The organism is Roseofilum acuticapitatum BLCC-M154, from assembly GCF_030068475.1.
GTDB lineage: Bacteria > Cyanobacteriota > Cyanobacteriia > Cyanobacteriales > Desertifilaceae > Roseofilum > Roseofilum acuticapitatum.
On sequence record NZ_JAQOSP010000006.1, the window covers coordinates 91539 to 114423 of the forward strand.

General features: G+C 47.3%; 17 protein-coding genes. 7 read left to right on the top strand and 10 right to left on the bottom strand.

The annotated features are described in order from the left end of the window. Positions 1-108: 108 nt before the first annotated feature. Positions 109-1470: a (Fe-S)-binding protein gene (locus tag PMG71_RS01200; protein WP_283751806.1), complete on the top strand. Its 1362-nt coding sequence runs from the start codon at positions 109-111 to the stop codon at positions 1468-1470. Here the strand turns inward: PMG71_RS01200 and PMG71_RS01205 are convergent. Further along, positions 1467-2825, bottom strand: a complete 1359-nt coding sequence (locus tag PMG71_RS01205) for a sensor histidine kinase (protein ID WP_283751807.1) — start codon at positions 2823-2825, stop codon at positions 1467-1469. The two genes, PMG71_RS01200 and PMG71_RS01205, sit on opposite strands and share 4 nt — an antisense overlap. Positions 2826-2956: 131 nt before the next feature. Further along, positions 2957-3514, bottom strand: a complete 558-nt coding sequence (locus tag PMG71_RS01210; protein WP_283751808.1) for a class I SAM-dependent methyltransferase — start codon at positions 3512-3514, stop codon at positions 2957-2959. 254 nt (positions 3515-3768) lie between these two features. Between PMG71_RS01210 and PMG71_RS01215 the strand changes: the two genes are divergently transcribed. Then, positions 3769-4761: a PRC-barrel domain-containing protein gene (locus tag PMG71_RS01215; protein ID WP_283751809.1), complete on the top strand. Its 993-nt coding sequence runs from the start codon at positions 3769-3771 to the stop codon at positions 4759-4761. Between the two features lie 83 nt (positions 4762-4844). Beyond that, positions 4845-5660, top strand: a complete 816-nt coding sequence (locus tag PMG71_RS01220; protein ID WP_283751810.1) for a hypothetical protein — start codon at positions 4845-4847, stop codon at positions 5658-5660. Between the two features lie 410 nt (positions 5661-6070). Here PMG71_RS01220 and psaB read toward each other — a convergent pair whose 3' ends face one another. Both psaB and psaA read right to left on the bottom strand, forming a co-directional pair. Next, positions 6071-8299 (bottom strand): photosystem I core protein PsaB, encoded by a 2229-nt coding sequence (gene psaB / locus PMG71_RS01225; protein ID WP_283751811.1) that lies wholly within the window; start codon positions 8297-8299, stop codon positions 6071-6073. Positions 8300-8318: 19 nt separating this feature from the next. Next, positions 8319-10586, bottom strand: coding sequence for a photosystem I core protein PsaA (gene psaA, locus PMG71_RS01230; protein ID WP_283751812.1), 2268 nt, complete (start codon positions 10584-10586; stop codon positions 8319-8321). A gap of 555 nt (positions 10587-11141) precedes the next feature. Between psaA and PMG71_RS01235 the strand changes: the two genes are divergently transcribed. Continuing rightward, positions 11142-12932: a hypothetical protein gene (locus tag PMG71_RS01235; RefSeq protein WP_283751813.1), complete on the top strand. Its 1791-nt coding sequence runs from the start codon at positions 11142-11144 to the stop codon at positions 12930-12932. Between the two features lie 20 nt (positions 12933-12952). Here PMG71_RS01235 and PMG71_RS01240 read toward each other — a convergent pair whose 3' ends face one another. Beyond that, a complete protein-coding gene (locus tag PMG71_RS01240; RefSeq protein ID WP_283751814.1) occupies positions 12953-13783 on the bottom strand; it encodes an EI24 domain-containing protein in 831 nt (276 codons plus the stop codon). A gap of 37 nt (positions 13784-13820) precedes the next feature. Between PMG71_RS01240 and PMG71_RS01245 the strand changes: the two genes are divergently transcribed. Then, a complete protein-coding gene (locus PMG71_RS01245) occupies positions 13821-14675 on the top strand; it encodes an alpha/beta fold hydrolase (protein WP_347179168.1) in 855 nt (284 codons plus the stop codon). 18 nt (positions 14676-14693) lie between these two features. Here PMG71_RS01245 and PMG71_RS01250 read toward each other — a convergent pair whose 3' ends face one another. The 3 genes from PMG71_RS01250 to PMG71_RS01260 all read right to left on the bottom strand — a co-directional run bounded on the left by PMG71_RS01250 (position 14694) and on the right by PMG71_RS01260 (position 18646). Continuing rightward, complete coding sequence (locus PMG71_RS01250; protein WP_283751816.1) at positions 14694-15473, bottom strand: metal ABC transporter ATP-binding protein; 780 nt, start codon at positions 15471-15473, stop codon at positions 14694-14696. An 83-nt stretch (positions 15474-15556) separates the two neighbouring features. Then, on the bottom strand, positions 15557-17341 hold the full coding sequence (locus tag PMG71_RS01255; protein WP_283751817.1) for a DUF3352 domain-containing protein: 1785 nt from the start codon (positions 17339-17341) through the stop codon (positions 15557-15559). A 36-nt stretch (positions 17342-17377) separates the two neighbouring features. Further along, positions 17378-18646: an efflux RND transporter periplasmic adaptor subunit gene (locus PMG71_RS01260; protein ID WP_283751818.1), complete on the bottom strand. Its 1269-nt coding sequence runs from the start codon at positions 18644-18646 to the stop codon at positions 17378-17380. Positions 18647-18882: 236 nt separating this feature from the next. Between PMG71_RS01260 and PMG71_RS01265 the strand changes: the two genes are divergently transcribed. Together PMG71_RS01265 and PMG71_RS01270 are read left to right on the top strand one after the other, a co-directional pair. After that, positions 18883-19497: a hypothetical protein gene (locus tag PMG71_RS01265; RefSeq protein ID WP_283751819.1), complete on the top strand. Its 615-nt coding sequence runs from the start codon at positions 18883-18885 to the stop codon at positions 19495-19497. Positions 19498-19706: 209 nt separating this feature from the next. Continuing rightward, positions 19707-20711, top strand: a complete 1005-nt coding sequence (locus PMG71_RS01270) for a tetratricopeptide repeat protein (RefSeq protein WP_283751820.1) — start codon at positions 19707-19709, stop codon at positions 20709-20711. A gap of 3 nt (positions 20712-20714) precedes the next feature. On the opposite strand, the gene PMG71_RS01275 is transcribed toward PMG71_RS01270, so the two are convergent. Continuing rightward, positions 20715-21089 (bottom strand): hypothetical protein, encoded by a 375-nt coding sequence (locus tag PMG71_RS01275; protein WP_283751821.1) that lies wholly within the window; start codon positions 21087-21089, stop codon positions 20715-20717. Between the two features lie 134 nt (positions 21090-21223). Beyond that, a complete protein-coding gene (locus PMG71_RS01280; protein WP_283751822.1) occupies positions 21224-22867 on the bottom strand; it encodes a bifunctional pantoate--beta-alanine ligase/(d)CMP kinase in 1644 nt (547 codons plus the stop codon). Positions 22868-22885 lie beyond the last annotated feature (18 nt).

The window sequence follows — 22885 nt, forward strand, 5'->3', positions numbered from 1 at the left end:
TATCGATTAGCATAAACCATGTTGTTTACCTTGCACAAAAGTAACATTTTTTTGCATAATTAAAACAATTACCCATTCCCTATTCCCTATTCCCTATTCCCTCTTTTCATGACCCCCGCCAAAAACAGCAATTTCTTATCTCAAAATCCCCATCTTTCCTCTGGATTCGATCCCCAAAATCCCCCCAAACCAGAATTAATTAATACCTGTGTTCATTGCGGCTTTTGTCTCTCCACCTGCCCCAGTTATCGCGTTTTAGGACAAGAAATGGACTCCCCCAGAGGACGAATTTACCTCATGGATGCCATTCACCAAGGTGAAGCCCCCTTAGCCCCCGCCACCTCCCAACATTTTGACACCTGTTTAGGCTGTTTAGCCTGTGTCAGCACCTGTCCCTCCGGCGTTCAATATGATAAACTCATCTCTGCCACTCGCCACCAAGTCGAACGCAATATTGACCGCAATATTGGCGATCAGATTATTCGCTCCTTAATCTTCAATCTGTTTCCCTACCCCAATCGCTTAATTCCCCTCCTTTATCCCCTCTATCTTTATCAAAAATCAGGCTTACAATCGCTGATTCGTCGCACCAATCTGCTCAAAAAAATATCCCCTAGATTGGCTGCCATGGAATCCATTTTACCCCAGATTTCCCTCGATTCCCTCCGTCACTCCTTTGCTAATGTCATTCCTGCCCAAGGGCAAAAACGTTATCGAGTGGGGGTAATTCTCGGTTGTGTACAACGACTCTTTTTTAATCCTGTCAATGCAGCAACCATTCGCGTTTTAACTGGCAATGGTTGCGAAGTTGTCATTCCCAAAAGTCAAGGCTGTTGCGGCGCACTGCCAGAACATCAAGGGCAAACCCAAGCCGCCCAAGATTTAGCTCGGCAAATGATTGATTCTTTTGCTGATTTAGACCTCGATTATGTAATCATTAACGCGGCAGGATGTGGACATACCCTGAAAGAATATGGCCATATTTTAGCCGACGATCCTAACTATCGAGACAAGGCGAAACAGTTTGTCAGTCAAGTCAAAGATATTCAAGAATTTTTAGCTATGGTGGGATTAACGGCTCCCCTCTCTCCCCTAGCAGATGAAGAGTTAAAGATTGTGTATCAAGATGCTTGTCATCTGCTACATGGACAAAAAATCAGCGTTCAACCCCGCCAACTCTTAAAACAAATTCCGGGTGTGCAGTTAAAAGAACCGGTTGATGCTGCCTTGTGTTGTGGTAGTGCGGGCGTTTATAATATGTTGCAACCAGAAATTGCTGAAAGCTTAGGCGATCAAAAAGTGAATAATTTGCTCAATACGGGAGCAGATATCATTGCCTCCGCGAATCCAGGCTGTAGTTTGCAGATCAAAAAACACCTACAGCAGCAGGGTAAAACGGTTTCGATTTTCCATCCCATCGAACTACTCGATTATTCCATGCGCTCTATTCCTCTATCCTCGCTCAATTAATCTGCCGAGCGACTCACTGGTAACCCAATTTCAAAGGTTGTACCGCTTCCGGGTTGCGATCGCAACTTTAAATAGCCTTGGTGTTTTTCCGTTACAATCTGATGGGAAATCGCTAACCCTAATCCCGTCCCTTGACCTACGGGCTTTGTGGTAAAAAATGTTTCAAAAATTCGATCTTGAATCTCCGGAGGGATGCCCACTCCATTATCCGCTATCTCGATTTTAACCCACTCTGACTGATCCGATTCCGTCAACCATTGGCTGGTAATCGTAATTTCCGGTTGCCATTGCTCGGATTTTTCCCGTTCATTTAAAGCATCAATAGCATTAGTGAGTAAATTCATAAACACTTGACTCAGTTGCCCGGAATAACACTCAACTAAGGGCAACTCTCCGTAATTTTTCACCAAGTTAATCCCATATTTGAGTTTATTGCGTAAAATCAACAAGGTACTATCTAAACATTCATGAAGATTCGCAAGTTGGGCATGGTTTTCACCCATATGGGAAAAGTTCCGCATTCCACCAACTAATTCATTTAAGCGCTCTGCACTCTCCTGCATACTGTCAATCAGTTCCGGTAAATCCTTCTCTAAATACTCAAAGTCAATATCTTCTTTTAGCTCTGCAATTCCTTCCGAATCTTCACCCACTTCTTGCTCATAAGCATCGACCAAATCTAGTAAATCTTGACTATAGGTTTTCAAGAACTTTACATTTCCCCATAGAGTATTCACCGGATTTCTAATTTCATGGGCTAATCCCGCCACCATTTGCCCTAAACTGGCCAATTTTTCGGTCTGAATGAGATGGGCTTGAGTATTTTCTCGTAACAGTTTTGTGGTTAGTTCATGAATTTTGGATTGAGCTAGGAGTAATTGATGAACATCAAGCAAGCAATACTGATGGGGGCAACACTCAATCACCAAGGGTTCATAGAGTTTTTCCAGAGGACGCTCTAAGGATTGAACCGCAGCTTCTACAATCGGCGTTTGACCGGGTAAAATCAAGTGATCGACTGAAAGATGTTCACCGACTTTTTGATTGGCGAGTCGATTTAAAACCCTAATTTCTCGCCGGATAAAAACTTCTAAACCATAGGGACGACTGAGTTGCTCTAAAAACCGTCTGCGGGAAATCATACCTGCAAATTTTCCCTTATCAGTTAAAATCACACCGGGTAAAAGGGAATGGTCTCTGAAAATTTGTGCCACAATCCGCCCTGGCTGATTCACCTCTACAGAACATTGCCATAAGGAGAGATCTTGTAATTTTGAATCTAGGCTTACTTCAGTGGCTTTCAGACCCGATCGAGCCACGACCTCAGTTTGCATCTCTGACACTTGTGCCACCATATTTTTAATCTTGTAAAAACTCCTCTTCTATTATAGAAATAAAAACTATAGTAGACTATAATAATTATGGATTTAAGTCAATTTTTATGATTAACTTAAACCCTTTTTTACTTACTTAACCTAAAGTTAATCTAATAAATTATGGAGTTTCTATGGGTAGAAAGATAGAGGCGCGATCGCACCCGTTCTAAACAGAACTCATCAACTAATGTCCAGCCCCATTGAGAATCAATATCCGGGCGTTTATGGGGGGTGATGACCATCAGGCGATCGCCAATCCAACTGAGCTGATACACTAAAGTCGGTAACCGCGATCGCTCCACCAAATGCAAGGCAAAACTACACACAATCAACCCATACTCCCTTCCCCATAAGACCCCCTGCTCAATCTCCTCAAACCGGAAACCCTCCGCCACCTGTCCCGTGCGCCCTAGATAAGCCTGTTGGGTATAGGGATCAATTCCCTCAATATCCTCCCATCCCAACTCACGGAGAGCCAACGTCACCTCGCCACTCCCACACGCCAAATCCAAAACCCGTAAACCTTTCCTCGGCACATCCACCAACCCCTGCGCCAAAACTTGCCCAATTTTGGCCTCATGGGGATTACGATAGGTTGAACCCTGTTGCTGATAAAACTCCTCTACTCCCCAAGTTTCATAAGCCTGGCGAATCGATAACTCAGACATGCAATGAACAATTAACAATTAACAATTAACAATTAACAACTACAGTTCCTCCCCATCCCCCCATCTCCCCCATCCCCCCATCTCCCCATCCCCACCCTTGCCCCCACTCCCCAGAGAGAGTAGAATTAAAGCATGGGCTGCCCTCAGTTCACCTTTAATCTAGGCTGACGGAAACCCGACCGGTAAGGAAGATGTCAGCTCAATTACAATAGAGAATAAATAATTCGCCAGAGAAGAGGACTCGTCCCCTAATAATGATATCGGAAAAAATTAGCCAACGCTCTGACTTTCTTGGAACCCAAGTCATCACCCGAAGTAGTGGCAAACGCTTGGGGGTCGTCAGCCAACTGTGGGTCGATATTGACCGGCGGGAAGTCGTTGCCTTAAGTTTGCGAGATAATCTGCTCTCAGGTGTTCTCGCCGGAATTCCCCGCTATATGTACTTGAATAATATTCGCCAAGTCGGTGATGTGATTCTTGTGGATGATGACGACGTAATCGAAGATGTCAACGTAGAAGTTTACAGCAGCCTCATTGGGAGTGAAGTGATTACCGAAGCTGGGGAAATGCTCGGCCGGGTCAGAGGTTATCGCTTTGATACCGAAGATTATCGGGTCACCTCCTTAATTATTGCATCGATTGGCCTACCCCTGATTCCCGAACAGGTGATCAGCACCTATGAACTCACCATTGACCAAATTGTGAGCAGTGGGCCCAACCGCCTGATTGTGTTTGAAGGTGCAGAAGAGCAGATGGTGCAGTTAAGTACGGGGGTGCTGGAGAAGCTCGGCATTTCCCAAGCACCATGGGAAAGAGAAGGAGCCGAACCCTATGTGATGCCAACGATCAAAACCGAGAATCAGTTAGGGACAGGCACTCCTCTACGGACACCAGAGCCAATGCGCGAGATGGAGCCAGTGATGGAAGAAGCTTGGGATGCCGATCAATGGGAAGAACCCCAACCTGCTCCCATGCGACAATTCGAGCAACCCGAACCCCGGTATGAGCAAAGCTATGAAGAAGATAATTGGGGAGATGATGGGGATGAAGATCGCACCTATCGAGAACCCAGCTATCGAGTTGAGGCTCCCCAACCGGAGATAAAAGAGATCCCAGAGACTCCCTATGAACCCTCCTATCGGGAAATCGAAGAGGATGCTTGGGCTGATAAAGATCGGGATGAACCCTACGATCTACCGAAAGTGAATATCCCAGAAACTCTGAAAAAACCAGAGTATGAAGGATAACGGTTTATGTAACTTGTGAACGAAAAAACCTCCTAGCCTTTGGCAAGGGGCGATCGGCCCCTTGTTCGATTCTTCCTCTGCTGATGAGTATCCAAAAAATCCCCCTGGCATCTATCCAAAAAATTCGTACCTATCTCACCAGTCTGCTGGTGCTTCCAGAATCTGAAAATTGCCCTCGCTCCTTATCTTTTAGTGAATCCGACGATCTTCCAGAACCTGAATCTCTCGATGAGTTAGGAGGATTATTTGATTTGGGGCCAGCAGAAGAAGATGAGGAACCGATCGCTCGATCGCCTTCTAGTTCCTGGTTCATTAGTGCTGTTAATCCGGCAACTCCCTTACGAAAATTACCCGGACTGCGCTTAAAAGCCGGTCTACGGTGGGTCAGCTATATCTATCGTGACCCTAATGAACCCAAGAAAGGAACCGGGGTAACCTGGGCTGTACCCGAAGACTATTGTGCGATCGCCACCCTAGAAGAAGCCTTAACCCATGCCTCAGATCGGCAGCATCCCCCCCATCCCCAAGGGGCACTCGATGATTTTATGGCAGCCCTTGAGGGCGATCGCAGCCCCTCTTCTTTTCTCCTTGCTACCTTACTACGGCGAGAAATCCAAGAATTTGTTTGTGCAGAAGCCAACCGAGACTGGAGTCAGCACCGCCTCATTGATTCCCCTCCCAAGCAAGTCCAATGGCAATGGAAAGCTGCGATCAAAGACTTATCCCCCAAAATCCGTATAGCTGATGATGGCAAAGTAGCCGTAGAATTTTTTACTTGCCGTACCAGCTCCCCCATCGCCATTTTCCGCCATGTTGAACAATATCCTCCATCGAGCTATCAAAGCAAGGCGATCGACCAAGCCGTAGCCACTCCCATCCGCAGCAAATCAATCAAGTAATACAGCGCTTTGCGCTGTATCGGTGGACAGTAGGAAAAGATCCCCCCTTGCCCCCCTTTTTAAGGGGGGGAATAGGAAAGTCCCCCTTTTTAAGGGGGATTTTCCGCAAGCGGACATGAAAGGGGGATCAAGATGTCCCACATAACAGCGAAAACTGCTGTATCAAGTCCGGTTTAAGGGGAAAAGAGAAGCGGGCAAGATGCCCGCACTCCTCCAATCGCTTCATAGGACTGGAGTGGGAGCGTCTCGCTCCCTAGATTTTAAATTCTCCCAAGGTTTGAATTCTCCCAAGGTTTGAATTCTCCCTAGGTTTTTAATGAGGGTATTTAACCCAACTTGAAATCAAACCACAAAAACCCCCACCCGAAGGTGAGGGTTTTTTATCACTTAACGATTAGTCCAGCCAGGATTTAACCGAACTTACCCGCAGTGGAGGCAATTAAGAAGGCTGCGTAGGTGAGGACATAGCCAACGGTGAAGTGAGCTAGACCAACTACACGAGCTTGAACGATAGACAGAGCAACGGGCTTATCTTTCCAACGAACCAGGTTCGCCAGAGGAGTGCGCTCGTGGGCCCAAACAATCGTTTCAATCAACTCTTGCCAGTAACCACGCCAGCTAATCAGGAACATGAAGCCAGTTGCCCAGACCAGGTGTCCGAAGAGGAACATCCAAGCCCAAACAGCCAGGTTATTCATGCCGTAGGGATTATATCCATTGATCAACTGAGAGGAGTTCAACCACAGGTAATCGCGGAACCAACCCATCAGGTGGGTAGAGGACTCATTGAACTGAGCCAAATTTCCTTGCCAGATGGCCAGATGCTTCCAGTGCCAGTAGAAGGTTAACCAGCCTAGGGTATTCAGCATCCAGAACATGGCCAGGTAGAAGGCATCCCAAGCAGAGATGTCGCAAGTACCGCCACGACCGGGGCCATCGCAGGGGAAGCTGTAACCGAAGTCTTTTTTGTCCGGCATCAGCTTGGAACCCCGTGCATCCAACGCACCTTTCACGAGGATTAAGGTGGTGGTGTGCAGGCCGAGGGCGATCGCATGGTGAACCAAGAAATCACCAGGGCCAATGGGTAGGAACAGAGAGTTAGAGGTGCTGTTGATGGCATCTAACCATCCGGGTAGCCAGAAGTTGGCGTGATTGGGGAATGCGGTATAAGCAACGCTATCAGGATTGGACAGTAGAATATCCATTCCGTACATTAACTTACCGTGAGAAGCCTGGATGAACTGGGCAAAAACCGGTTCAATCAAGATTTGCTTCTCAGGAGTACCAAAGGCAACCACAACATCGTTGTGAACATACAGTCCCAGGGTATGGAAACCGAGGAACAAGGAAACCCAGCTCAGGTGAGAAATGAGAGCTTCTTTATGTTCGAGCATCCGAGCCAATACGTTGTTTTTGTTGGCTTCCGGATCGTAGTCCCGAACTAAGAAGATCGCACCGTGAGCAAAAGCCCCTACCATCAAGAATCCAGCAATGTACTGGTGATGGGTGTATAGAGCTGCCATGGTGGTGTAGTCCTTAGCCATGAAAGCATAAGGAGGCATGGAATACATATGTTGGGCGACTAAGGAAGTCACAACACCCAGACAAGCCAAGTGCCATCCCAATTGGAAGTGTAACGATTCGTTGTAGGTATCGTACATTCCTTTATGACCGTCACCGATCATGCCTCCAAAGGGAGTTCCTTTGGGAGGATTATGGGCTTCCATGATTTCCTTCATGCTGTGGCCAATGCCCCAGTTCGTGCGGTACATATGTCCGGCAACGATGAAGAGAACTGCGATCGCCAAATGGTGATGAGCCATATCCGTGAGCCACAGGGACTCAGTTTGGGGATGGAAACCACCTAAGAAGGTTAGAATTGCAGTCCCTGCACCTTCAGATGTGCCAAACACATGACCTGCCGTATCTGGATTTTGGGCATATACGCCCCAGTTCCCAGTGAAGAAAGGAACCAAACCAGCCGGGTGAGGCAGAGTGCTAAGGAAGTTATCCCAGCCCACGTGCTGTCCGCGAGATTCGGGGATCGCAACGTGAACTAAGTGACCTGTCCAAGCCAAAGAGCTAACACCGAACAAACCAGCCAAGTGGTGATTCAGACGGGATTCAGCATTTTTGAACCAAGACAAGCTGGGGCGGAAGTTAGGCTGAAGGTGTAACCAGCCAGCGAACAGCATCAACGAAGCTAAGATCAACAGGAAAATAGCCCCTTGATACAGATCGCCATTCGTCCGCATCCCAATGGTGTACCACCAGTGGTAGACACCGGAATAAGCAATATTTACAGGACTAGACGCACCGGCTTGAGTGTAAGCATCGATCGCCGCTTGTCCAAACTGTGGGTCCCAAATCGCGTGAGCAATGGGACGGACATTGAGAGGATCTTTGATCCACTGTTCAAAGTTACCTTGCCAAGCTACGTGGAACAGGTTGCCAGAGGTCCACAGGAAAATGATTGCCAGGTGACCGAAGTGGGAAGCAAAAATCTTTTGGTAAAGATTTTCTTCCGTCATTCCATCATGGGTTTCAAAATCGTGGGCGGTAGCTATCCCGTACCAGATCCGACGAGTTGTGGGATCTTGTGCGAGGTCTTGGCTAAACTTGGGGAATTTAGTTGCCATGTTTAAGTCCTTCTCGACCTCATCCTACTGCAATAATTCGAGCCAGGAAGAATGCCCAAGTTGTGACAATTCCTCCCAAGAGGTAGTGGGCTACCCCTACAGCGCGACCTTGAATAATACTCAAGGCACGAGGCTGAATCGCGGGTGCGACTTTGAGTTTATTATGGGCCCAAACAATCGATTCAATCAACTCTTGCCAGTAGCCACGACCACTAAAGAGGAACATGAGACTAAAAGCAAAGATGAAGTGACCGGCTAGGAACATAATGCCATAGGCGGACAAAGCAGACCCGTAGGACGTAATTACTTGAGAAGCTTGCGCCCACAAGAAATCACGTAACCAGCCATTGATGGTAATTGCACTTTGGGCAAAATTACCATTGGTGATGTGGGAAACGGTTCCGTCAGAGGAGACAGTGCCCCATACATCCGATTGCATCTTCCAGCTAAAGTGGAAAATCACAATGGACAAGGAGTTGTACATCCAGAATAGACCCAGGAAGACATGATCCCATCCTGAGACTTGACAAGTACCGCCCCGACCCGGACCATCACAGGGGAAGCGGAAGCCCAGATTACCCTTGTCAGGAATTAGACGCGAGCTGCGGGCATAGAGAACGCCTTTGAGCAGGATCAGTACCGTAACGTGGATGGTGAAGGCATGGATGTGGTGAACCATGAAATCGGCTGTTCCCAGCGCGATCGGCATCATAGCCACTTTTCCACCAACCGCTACGACATCGCCACCAAAGGCCGGACTAACACTAGCCAAAGCATTAGGAGCTGTGTTGCCAGGAGCCAGATTATGAAGATTCTGTACCCACTGAGCAAAGATTGGCTGGAGTTGAATTGCCGTATCCGAGAACATATCTTGGGTACGACCTAACGCACGCATGGTGTCGTTATGAACATACAAGCCAAAGCTATGGAAGCCTAGCCATATGCAAACCCAATTGAGGTGGGAGATAATTGCATCCCGATGACGAATCACCCGGTCTAACAAGTTATCAACATTTTTCGCAGGGTCGTAGTCACGAACCATAAAGATAGCTGCGTGAGCGCCCGCTCCGACAATTAGGAATCCCCCAATCCAAACATGGTGTGTAAACAGGGAGAGTTGAGTCGGATAGTCTGTAGCGATGTATGGATACGGAGGCATCGCATACATATGATGAGCCACAATGATACTCAATGACCCCAACAACGCGAGGTTGAGAGCCAGTTGAGCGTGCCAAGAGGTTGTGAAGATTTCGTACAATCCCTTGTGGCCTTCTCCCGTGAATGGGCCTTTGTGAGCTTCGAGGATTTCCTTCATGCTGTGACCAATGCCCCAGTTGGTGCGGTACATATGGCCGGCAATGATGAACAGAACGGCGATCGCCACGTGGTGATGGGCTGTATCAGACAACCACAAGCCACCGGTAACCGGATTCAGTCCACCTTTGAAGGTTAAGAAGTCACTGAAAGCTCCCCAATTCAGGGTAAAGAAAGGCTGGATTCCACCGAGACCTCCCCACTCTACACCGGGATATAATTGCGTCATCAAGCTGGGATTGAGAATAAACTCATGGGGTAAGGGAATATCCTTGACGGCTACTCCCGAATCCAACAACTTGTTGATCGGTAAGGATACGTGGATTTGGTGACCAGCCCAACCGAGGGAACCACAACCGAGCAGTACCGATAGATGATGGTTCATCATCGACTCCACATTCTGGAACCATTCCAGTTTGGGAGCTGCTTTGTGATAGTGGAACCAACCGGCAAATAACATTAAGCCAGCCATCACCAACCCACCAATTGCGGTGCAGTAAAGTTGGTAAGAGTTCGTGAAGCCGGAGGCTCTCCAGAGTTGGAATAACCCGGAGGTGATTTGGATTCCGTGGAATCCGCCACCAACATCACCATTGAGAATATCTTGGCCAACAATCGGCCAAACCACTTGGGCGCTCGGTTTGATCCCTAGGGGGTCGCTCAACCAAGCTTCGTAATTCGAGAATTTAGCACCATGGAAGTAAGCGCCACTTAGCCAGACAAATACAACGGCTAGGTGACCGAAATGGGCACTAAAGATTTTTCTAGATACGTCTTCTAGATCGCTGGTATGACTATCGAAATCGTGAGCATCGGCGTGAAGATTCCAAATCCAGGTTGTGGTTTTGGGTCCTCTAGCTAGGGTTCTGTCAAAATGACCCGGCTTGCCCCATTTTTCAAATGAAGTGGGTACTGGGTCCTTATCGACGACCACCCTCGCCTTTGCTTTTTGCTCCTTTGGGGTAGTTGTCATTGAGACTCTCCTCTCTTTAGACAAGTAGCGTCATTACAGAACGCTAGGCACTACTGAATGGGGTTATTTCTGTGAGGGACTTCAAAGCGGGGTTGGGATCTATAGCTATCTTGATGTTCAAGATTAGATTTCTTGATGTTCAAGATGAGTTTTTTTCAAGATATGGGTGTATGTAAAGCTTTGTTACTGAATTTGAGGAATCTTAATCTCCTCACTCAGAACACCGCATTTCTATAGCACCGTCTCTTTGATCCCGATGCTCCGAAGGTTTCGCTAGGATCTAGCGCTCCAGAAGGTCACCGGTTTTAAGTAGTGTACTGATTGTGAATTATAGGACTTGTCTTCCGTTTGAGGAAGCTCCTTAACAATAATTCAAATTTGCCTTCATCCAGTCTGGGGTTAAATCCCAGATGGCTTTTTGTTCAAAAAACAGAACAAAAGTCAATGATCTATCAATAATATTTACAAAACTCAATATATAAAGAGGAGTAGTGTTTAGAGACTTCCAGGTTGGTGATAAAATAGCGCTGTACTTTAATGGGCAAGGGATTAGGGATGTTGCAGTGGAGTAAAAAAATCGGCCAATGGATCGGGTCAAGCCTCTTGGGACTGGTATTGCTGCTGGGCCTGTCCCTCGGAATTGTTAGTTGTGGCAATCAGGCAAGCGATCGCCTCGATCTCCCCAATCCTACATCTAGGATCTCCAATCCCCTCAAACGACAAGCTGCCCCCAAAATCGTTGAAGTCTCGCCCCCAGAACCGATCCAAAAGCTACGGCAAATTCTGGAAACCTACCAACCCCAAGTCAATATCCTCAATCCCCAACCCAACCAAACCCTGCAAGAGAACACCTTTACCCTAAAACTGAACGTTCAAGATCTACCCGTCTATAAAGATCCGAACCTAGACTTGGGGCCTCACCTAGAAGTCATTCTCGACAACCAACCCTACACCACCCTTTATGACCTCTCCCAACCGGTGACTTTCACAAATCTGAATCCCGGAAGTCATACCCTGAGAGTATTCGCGACCACTCCTTGGGGAGAGAGCTTCAAAAATGAAGGCGCTTATGCCCAAACCACATTTCACATCTTTACCCAAACTGAAGACCAAATCCCCAATCCAGAGCTTCCCCTACTCACCTATAACAATCCCATTGGCACATATGGTGCAGAACCCATTCTGCTCGATTTCTATCTCACCAATGCGCCTCTGCATGTGGTTGCCCAAGAAAACCCAGACGACGAGATTCTAGACTGGCGGATTCGGGCCTCGGTCAATGGTGAAGAGTTTATCCTCGATCAGTGGCAACCTCTCTATCTGAAAGGATTTGACCGAGGCAATAACTGGGTAAAACTGGAAATCTTAGACGAGCTGGGTAACCCAATTGACAATGTTTTCAATACCACCGCTCGCTTGCTCACCTACGATCCTCAAGCTAAAGATGCCCTATCTCAACTGATCCGGGGTGAAATTAGGGCGGAAGTTGCCCAAGGTATTGTCGATCCAGACTTTGTTGCTCCGTCTACTGTTGCACCGGAACCCGAAGTTACGGAACCGCAGGAAGAACCGGTAGAGGTGGAAGAGGTTCTAGAAGAAGAGGTTCTAGAAGAAGAGATTCTAGAAGCACCTGAAGTGGAGGAAACCTTACCGGAAACTTCAGAGGTAGAGGAAGAAGAAGTTCTAGAAATGCCAGAGGTAGAGGAAGAGGTTTCTGAACCGGTGGATGTGGAAGAAGAGGTTCTAGAATCTCCAGAGTCAGAACCGATAGAAGCGGAAGAACTGGAAGAAATTGCTCCGGAACCTTCAGGAGTGGAAGAAGAACCGGTGGTGAGTGAGACTCCAGCATGGCGTAAGCAACTGAATCTGAATCAATGGCGCGATCGCCTAAAATCCAAATGGAATGACTTAGATCTAAAATCCAAATGGAATGACTTAGAGCTACAATCCAAATGGAATCAATTGGATTTCGATTCGATTAATCCCTTTGGCAATAAAGCTGTAGAGCCAGAAATCACTCCAGAAATCACTCCAGAAATCACTCCTGAATCCCCTGTTAGTGAAGAAGTGATTGAATCTGCGGCTGAACCTGAACCCGTAGAAGAAGAAATTGAAACTCCAGAACCGGAAGTTCTAGAAGAAGAGCCAGAACAAGAAGTTGAGACTCCAGAAGAGACAGAGGAAGCTCAAGAGGGGATTGAGTTGCCTGATTTAGTCGAGGATGCTCCCTTGGAAGAACCGATGAAAATGGCTCCAATGGAATCTCCTCAGATGGAAGCTCCAACTAACAGTTCAGATACGGAAGCCTTAGAGTGGCGACAAATGCTCTCTACTCCAGGAGAGTAAAGAGGCGTTATAAAATGTTCCTAGTTCTGTATCCGCTCTTGGGTAAAGTGATGGGGCCAAATGCGATCGCAAAATAAGAGTGTTCCGCCAGAGACACAGAGGGGAACGGTGAGGATATTAATAAAGGGAACACTGACTAATCCAAAGCATACTAAGCCAAAGGTGGCGCTTGCCGGAAAAGCCCGCCAAACCAGGGTTAGTTTTTGCCGAAATTGAAGCTTACGACGCTCTAGGGGGGAGTCAAAGAAATCCAGACAAACGATAGTGGTCGCTAGGGTTAAGCTGCCGATACTAAACAGTAGGGTTCCGATCGCCGGAATAAAGTTAAATAATAAAAGAGGAAGAGCGGCGATCGCCATCAACAGCAGTTTTTTCAGCTCAAATAGGATCGCTCGCCAAATATCCTGGGCAATCGCCAAAGGATGAGTATTAATCTGGGGCAGTTGTCCCAAGCGGCTTTTCTCAATTTGTTCTGATAATTGTCCATACCAGGGAGACCCTAAAATTGCCCCAAACTGCACTAATAAAAAACCCGTCACCAAGAATAACAGCAGCAGTAGTAAAGCACTCAAAACCCAATCCACAACAACGGCTAAACTCGTCAAAAATCCTAACCATGGGGGTAAAGCACTAATCCACTCATTCCACCGAAGGGCCAACTGCTCCACGAGACTATCTACCAGTTCCAAACCCGGAAAAACCAAACCCACATAGAGCGCAATGCCAATCAAGATATTAATTAAAATCGGCACAATCACATAACCGCGCAATTTAGGTGTACTCACCAATAGCGCCAACGCTCGAAACGGGTAAGTTGCTCCAGCAATCAATCCCATGGGAAGATTAAACATAGCGATCGCACCTTATCATAAATCCAGAGAAGCTCATATGGCCATCCGTCATACATTCTCCACAGATCACCTACACCTATCCTACCTTCAATGGTATTCAGGTAAAGAACCCGTCCTGTTATTACATGGATTAGCCGATCATGCCCTGGTTTGGTCAAGTTTTGCCTCCTCCCTCGGCCCAAACTTCCATTGCATTGCCCCCGACTTGCGCGGCCATGGAGAAAGTGATAAACCCAAAACAGGATATACCTTTAATCATCTCATTACTGACTTAGAAGCATTAATGAATCATCTCGGATGGGAAAGCGCCCATATTATCGGTCACTCCTTTTCTGCCAAATTTCTTCCCTTATGGGCCAGTCAACATCCCCAACGTTTTCGCAGCATGACCCTAGTCGATCCCTTTTTTATTGATCGAATTCCTAACTTCTTTGAGGTCACTTTTCCCTTACTCTATCGCGTTCTTCCCTTCTTACAAGGCATGGGGCCCTTTAGCAGTTATGAAGCCGCCGAAACCAAAGCCAAAACCCTCAAGCAATATCAGGGATGGAGTGATTTACAACAACAAGTTTTTCAAGAAAGTATCGAATCTAAAGCCGATGGCACTTGGGGCAGCAAATTTACTGTTGATGCTCGAAATGAAATTTTTAAAGAAGTGATGCAAGTTGCTGGACTAACCCAAGCTCTAGACGTTCCAACTTTATTAATCACTCCCGAAAAAGGACTTAATCGCACCAACTGGCAATTAAAACCCTATCGAACCTATCTCCATCATTTAAAAATTGAGACTGTTCCCGGCAACCATTGGGCTTTTTTAGTTGAACCCGAAGCTTTTAATCGAGTGGTCGGTCATGTTTTGCAAGGTTATATCAAGTCTGGTGAAACAGCCTAATTAATCCTGATTCTGATATTAGGATGAGCAGGAATGGTTATGATGATACCGAGCAAAGGCCGAACCATAGGCAGCCGTCAAGTTTTCGGTACTGAGGGTGGTTTCTGGGGTTCCTTGACAGAGTAAGGTGCGGTTGAGACACAGGACGCGATCGCATTGTTTTCTGACCATATCTAAATCATGGGAGATTTGCAAAATTGCCCAATGATATTCTTTTTTCAATTCTTCTAGGAGTTGATAAAATTCGGCTTCTCCCCGGATATCTAACCCTGCTGGAGCTTCATCTAAAATGAGCAATTTTCGCGGCCGAGCCAAACAATAAGCGAGTAATACGCGCTTGGTTTCGCCTCCGGAAAGTTGACTGATGGGTTGGTTTTTTAAGTGCCAAGCATCAACCCGTGAGAGACTCTCTCGAATGGCTTGACGGCGTTCTCGATACCCTGACCAGGGCCACTCAATGCCGAGTTTATCCCAGCCTAAGCCTACTAGGTCGGCGACAGTCATGGGAAGGCGGCGATCGAAGAGAAAGTTTTGGGGTAAATAGGCGATTTGTTGGCGGATTTGTGTCGGGAGTTTACCTTTGGTGCTGAGGGGTTTTCCGAGGATGGAAATGGTTCCTGATTGCCGAGGTAAAATGCCTAAAATGGCTTGAATGAGGGTACTTTTTCCGGCTCCATTGGGGCCGATGAGAGCGGTATCTGTTCCTGCATCGAGGGAGAAGGAGACATCGCGCACGACTCCTGGTGTGCGATCGCGATCGACGATTAGTCCTTCTACTTGCAATACGGTCTCGGTCAAGCTCAATCTCCTGTGTAGAATGATTATCACTTTAGATCAAAACCGGAGGAAATACCAGGCGATCGCCGGGCGATCGCCCGATTCTATTCCGGTGACTCTTCTGAGGATTCTGGGGAAGCCTCTGGAGAGGGTTCTGGAGTCGGTGAGGGGTTCAAACTCGGAGAAGGTAGGGGGCCGGGTGTTTGTCCTTTTTTCAGGCGCACCAGCAGGTCATAGCGGGTGGTACGGGGGCTGGTGATGGCAGAGGTAAGACCAATCGAGTCAAAGGCCTTGAATAGATTATCTTGATTGGGAGGCATGATAATCGGTAGGGGCAGATTTTGGTTAAACAGGCGCTCCATATCAGCATAAAAATAGCCGCTTTGGGGACTCAAACCTGTAGGAATGCTGGTCTTAAAGGCTTCGCTACTGGCTAAGGGAGTTTCCGGAGGCGTAATCAAGCGGTTGGCGATCGCCGCGCCAAAGGTCATCATGACCAAATCATCGCTCAACCAGGCTCGGCTAATGTCAACAATACCAAAGGGCAATTGCCATTGGGTAATTTCTGTTTCACCCACCGTTTCCGAGTTAATTTGCATCTGATATTTATCTTTCATCACCCCATCAAGGGTGGTAAATGTTTGATCGGCTGTTTCTCGATCGCCCGTATTCACCATGACTGCAAACCCAAAGGGAATTGGAGATCCGGCTTGATTGGCAGGAATCATGGCGATCGCAAATTCACCATCCATCCACTTGAGTAAATCTTCTTCTAAATTCAGTCCCGTCGTATCTAATAACCCTTGTTTCAAACCTTGTGGATTTAAGGGAGCTAAGGGGTTACCTTCAACACCCGTTGTATACTGATTCCAGACTTGATTAAAATTACTCCCTGTGAGCATAAACAGGGTATCACTGGGCATATAAGTTCCCAAATCCAAACCCAGGCTATCGGTTGTTAATTTCTGATCGGCTTGGTTACTGAGCCAAGTAATCCCCTTAAACAACAAACCATTAGAAACCACTTCTACCGTAGCGGCTAATCCCTGATTGGTTTCCATTTTTTCCAACTCTTCTGGGGCGATCGGACGCACTGAATTGGCAGCCGCGACTCTAGTGGCTTCAGGAATATTCACATACACACGAGCCAAAGCGGAAGAGCTTCCCAACTGTTCCAACGCATTTTTATATCCTGGAGTTGAAGCCACCGACGCTTTGCCCTTAAAGGTATCAATCACTCGATCTGTAGCTTCTGGAGCGCTACTAATCACCAAATATCGGCCTTCTAAAACCGTAGAAGAAAAGACCACCTCTGCATCGGGTGGAGTTTCTTGAATTTCAATATCTTTATAGGTGCGTTTAGTCAGTTCTTGATTCACTAATTTCCCAGAAATTTCTTTTGCTTTCAAGGGATTAGCGATCGGGACAATCATCACCCAAGAGGGTTCTTGAAGCATCACCACCCGTTCTTCTTCCGATTGGGTTTCCTCCTCAGCAATTTCTGGCGCTAAATAGGCCCAGGTAACTTCTTGTCCCACCCAAGGCTGAATATCTTTGAGATAGTCCAGTTTCGTTTGGATTTGGAATTGATCGCGCAGTTGGACTAAACTTTGGTCAAATGCGGCTTGGGTATTGGCTGTGCCAAAGGAGCGTAAATTTTCCCATTGACGTTCATTGGTAGATAGGGAAATGGTCATCAGGGAATTTTGGGGAACTACATTAGCCCCCAGTTGCATATTTTTGGGAACTTGAGTCCGTCCGATGAAGAGCCAATAGGCCAAGCTACCGGTTGCACCCAGGATGATGATGCCAGCGATCGCCAGTACCCCCAATTTTTTTTGGGAATCTGAAAGATTTTGCAGCAGGGTTGGAGGTGTTTTGTCGGTCATGAGTATTAAGGGAGTTGGACGGAAACAACAGGGCCGTTATGGGGACGAGAGAATACTTAATTCTACGCGATCGCCATCCTCAAGGGGCCGAGAACTTTGTAGCACATAACGTTCCCCAGCTTCTAAACCGGAGACGATCTCCACTTCACCATCGCGGGTTGTTCCTAGAATGACCCGTTGCGAGCGCACGGTGTTTCCTGTGCTTTCATCAATCAGAAATAGGGTGGCATCCTCACCTTCTCGGTTAGAAAGGGCCCCTTGAGGAACGCGAATAATTTGGCGATCGCCCACTTCAAAGTTCGCCCTTGCTAATAATCCACTCCCCAAACGCCCACTCCGGTTAGCAAGGGTCACTTCGACTCGAATCAGTCGCGCCACCGGATCAGCGGCTGGGGAAATCCGGGTCACTTCTCCATCAAATTCTTCGTCAGGAAAAGCATCTAAGGTCACCGATACATATTGCCCCAGATAAATTTGATGTAAATCTAACTCGGAGACCTCCACATTCACTTTTACCTGGCTAAAATCCCCAATTTTGAGCAATTCATCCCCTGGGCGCACCACGGTTCCTGCTTCTATGGGTCGCTCTAAAATGGTTCCCGAAATGGGGACTTCTAGTTGAGTGTAAGATTGGCGCTCTTGGGCCTGGCTGACAATGGCTTGTTGGACGCTCACTCGTTCTTCGGCCGCTGCGATCGCTTTATTTTGGGTAAGGATCTGAGCTTCGGCTGCTTTCAGAGCTTGTTTAGCTCTCTCGGCAGAAGTACGCGCTAATTCTGCATCCTGTTTAGAAATAGCTCCTTCTTTATAGAGTGTTTCTAAGCGTTGAGCATCGGCTTCAGCTTGACTTAATTCGAGTTTGGCGATTTCAATTTGGGTTTGCAACTGGCGAATCTGGCTTTCACTTTGGGCGACTTCTACGCGACGAGCGGACAGTTCAGCCTGAGCTTGGTTAATGACTGCGGTGGGTAAGGCTTTATCGATTTCAGCAATCACTTGGCCGCGACGGACGCGATCGCCCACATCTACATTCAAGTAAAGAAGCTGCCCTTCACTTTGCGATCGCAACGTCACCTCCTGAATCGGTTCCGTCGTTCCCGTATAAATTAAACTATTGCCCCGATCGCTCACAGCAGCCGTCGCCACATCCACAGAAAGGGAGGCTTGCTGATTGGCGATCGGTTGCGAAAAAGCACTCGACTCAGGACGGGGGAGAAATTTACATCCCGTCGTCGTCAGCACTAGAGACATGAGTGCAAGCGATCGCAAGGGAGCAGAGTTAATCGCGATTCGCCAATTTTCCATTAGTTTATTCCTCAATAGACTCACCACCCGATCCGATCCTTTCCATTGACTCAATCGATCCCGTTGCCTCATAAACCCAATTGGGGTTAAGGTTACATCTGCATAACCAGAGAAAATCTTCCCGGTTCTTAATCCATAAGATTTTCCCTTTATTGTAATCAATTATGCCCTACCCTGGTAGAGATTTCTCAAGTAACCCAGACTCAAGGATTTCATTTCTAAGTTGGACGATCCCTATGAACAGACGACTAAAACCCTCTCATTTTCTCTCCTCTATTTTTGCCCTAACCCTTGTTCTGACTCCACTGAGTTGGATGTTAGGGCAGAGTGTTGCTGAAGCTAAGACCATTACCCTGACGATGAAGTTTTTTAGTAGTAAGCGCACGGTCATTGGACAAGGGCAATTTAGTTATGATGATTCCCAACCCTATCGAACGATTCATAATATAGAGTATTTTGCCATCTCCAATTTTGAAGCCACATTTGAATCTCAACGATGGTCTTTAGAGGATTTGGTTTCTGGCGAGCAACCCCTATTATGGGCCCCAGAAGGAGAATCTTACCCCACACCTCGCATTGCCACTATTGGGGGATTTGGTGCATTAACCCAGGGATGGGCATTTTATAAACCCCGAACGGTTGATAGTGAAAATTATGGTGTATTACTGATTAAAAATCCTGCTTATCGGAATCAGGGGGATTTTGCCCTCACTGCTGGAGTGCAAAATGTTAGGCAAGGAGGAGTTTTTCAAATTGAAGAGAGTTCTACCGACTCTTCCATGAACATTGAACCTCAAGCGAGGTGGTCTGAACTTTGGACATTGGGATTGGTAGGTGTGGGCATATTTTAGACCATCATCCGTCAAACGTCAGCCCTGTCTAGGGAAAGGCAGGGTTGGCAAACTTACTCTCACACTTTATACTGAAAATTGATAGAATTCTTGGATTGGTAATACTCTAGAATCACATCTGTTGACAATCTTCTGCCAATTCATGTTGGTTAAGTCTGGCGGTCACTGCATTTTTTATTACCTTTGTTTGCTCGATTCCTAGGAAAAGTATGATGACAACTCAGTTCCCTCCCTTCAACTGGATCTCCTCTGTTATTGCTGGCACGGTAACTCTAGTGGCTCTGGGGTGTATGCTGCCTGAAGTGGTTCAGGGAGAAACCCTAAGATCAAATGTTACGGAGAAAATAGACATCGCTCAAACGGATCGGAGTGTGCCCCAAAGTATGTATAATACCGGGCAATCTTCCCTAGAGCAGCAAAATTTTGAACAAGCACTTACTTATTTTAATCAGGCAATCTCCATTAACTCTCAGTATGCCCAAGCTTATCAAGGTCGTGCTTTAGCCCGCGATGCCATGGGAGACTCGGAGGGCGCAGTATCGGATTTACGCACAGCCGCGAGTTTGTATTGGCGACAAGGCCATGGTCTGGCAGCCTATCAGGCCATCAGACTCATTGACCAAATGGGTAAAAAATTTGTTTGTCGCCAGAGTGGGGGGCAGTGGCAAACGGTGATGAATCTAGAAGGGAAAAGCTATCCGCTTATTGTCTGGCACGATCAAAGGGTACTCGATATTAACGACAGTGGAAATCCCGTATTTTTACCCCAAGATTCCTTGGGGACGGCTCTGATCCCCGATTTTAACCGGACAGTGGTCGAATACACCACCAGTCAAGGGGTCGTTATGAAGACCACAGTCGCCGAAGAAAATACTGAATTATCTGCCCAAGGCCGTTGCACCAGTGTTTCCGAGCGCTTGGAGAGTATCGGTGATGCTTTGATTCATATGGGAGCGCAACAGTTGTTTAGAGTGGCAACTTTGGAGAAAAAGGTTGACGAAACCACTGCAACTGGGCAAGTTTTAACCTTTGAGAATAAGATTCAGGTGGCTTGTATTCCGGATGCTGAAGGGGTATGTGATGACCGAAATGCTATTTTTACGCTCACCGGACAACCGGAGGGTGAGGGGATTCAGGAAAATAATGAAGAGCGTCTAGAGCGCTTGATCCGTTTGATCGATCACCCTGGTTCCGGTGAACCCATTCATAATTAGAATTCATCTTTGATGGAGAAAAATACGACCGACTAAAAGTTCAGATAGGGTGGAGTTCGGCCCAGAAGAGGGGGAAATGGGTGTAAAACAAATGGCGGTTTGATGGATGCCGAGCATTTGGCTGGAGATGCGGCTTAAGAGGGAGCCTGTGCAGTGTTGTGTATGGGTGATATGAGAGACAAGCTGTTGGGCGAGGGTTTGATTGGGGGCAATGATTAAGAAGGTATTGAGGCCGCGATCGTCAGCAGTAATACTAAAGTTACAGCGATCGAGGCATTCTTGCAGAAGTTCGCTACAGGATTGATAAATCGAATCGAGGACTTGTTGGTAGAGATCCTGGGTGAGGGTTAGGCGATCGGAGCTAGATGAAGATAACACGGTGATTCATTCCTTAGTCAATTTCCCGGCTACTCTTTTACTATGCATGACCTATTCGAGGGGGTACGTGATCTCAGTACCCTAGGTCGTGTGATCCGGGAAGGTTGACCTGAGAAAAATTGCTTAAGAAATTCTTAATTTAGGCTCAACACCGTGGACTCATAGAGAGAAACGATCTTATGGGTTACTTCTTCGATACTGAGGTTATCAGTAATAATCTCGATCGCCTCTGGACTTTTCTGTAAGGGAGAAATTTCCCGGTGACTATCGGTATAATCTCGTTGGCGAATGTCCTGCTCTAACTGTTCTGTACTGGGCAGGGATGCGCCGGATTGAGCTAAATAATCCCGTTGTCGTCTTTTGGCCCGCTCTTCGACGGAGGCAGTGAGGAAAATTTTCAGCTCGGCATCGGGAAAGACATGAGTTCCGATGTCCCGTCCTTCGGCGACGAGTCCGCCCTGTTTACCCCATAACCGTTGCTGCTCGACTAATTTCTGGCGCACGGCTCCCTTACGGGCGATCGCCGAAACATTCGCTGTCACTTCCAAAGACCGAATGGCTTCGGTAACATTGTGATTATTAATCAAGACTTGGCAGGGGTTCCTCGTGCCTTTTTGCAGATAGGCAACCCGGCCGCTCTCTGCTGCGGTTTCGGGATAGGAGTCTTTCGGTGATGTCGAGGTTAAGGGCCGTTGCTCCCTACTGTCTGCTCCATTGGGCAAACAGTCAAAGCGAATCTCACATTGGCTCACTAACTCGGCGATCGCCGGTTCATCGCTTAAGGCAATTCCGGCTTGTTGGACTAACCAAGTAACCGCTCGATACATGGCTCCGGTATCAAGATACAAGAGGCCCAATTTATCGGCCACTTGGCGAGCAATGGTTGATTTTCCGGCTCCGGCCGGCCCGTCGATGGCGATAATGGGACGGCGATTGTGCAAGATAATATTATCAATCAAACGAGTAGAACCCAATCTAGCAGCAATACTTAATAATCCCTCAAAGGCGATCGTCTGTAAAGGGTCTAGGGTTTGAGGATCGACTAAATCTACATATTCCAGTTCGATCTCTGGTATGGCTGATACCGTAGCTTTAAATGCACCGATTAAGCCTTCGCGGGTGCGATCGCCGCTTTTAAACTTCTGTTCAGCCGCTTTAAGTCCCCGATATAACACCGAGGCTTGTTCGCGCTCTTGCTGACTTAAATACTGATTTCGGGAACTCATTGCTAAACCTGATGGTTCCCGTACCGTCGGAACGCCAATAATCTCGACTCCCAAATTGAGATCTTTCACCAACTGGCGAATAATCGCCAACTGTTGGGCATCCTTTTGACCAAAATAGGCTCGATGGGGGCGCACCACATTCAATAACTTCGTGACAATAGTCGCCACCCCTTGAAAATGGCCGCTACGAGTTTGTCCGCAGAGAACTGAAGTCATGGACTCTGGGGGAATGACCAGGGTTTGACTGCTCTCTCCAATTCCCATAGCTTCTGGAGTTGGGGCAAAGACCACATCCGCCCCAGCTTGCTGACAGAGTTGGCAGTCGCGCTCTAGATTGCGGGGATAGGTGGCTAAATCTTCATTGGGGCCAAATTGCAGAGGATTAACAAAAATGCTCACTACCACGCGATCGTTATGTTGCCGCGCTAACTCAATCAAGCGCAAGTGCCCCCCATGGAGCGATCCCATGGTGGGCACAAACCCTAAAAGTTCAGAGGGAGATTGCTGCCGTAAATAGGTTTGAAGGGCAGCAATCGTTTTGTACAGATGCACAGTTTCCTCGTTTTGCCT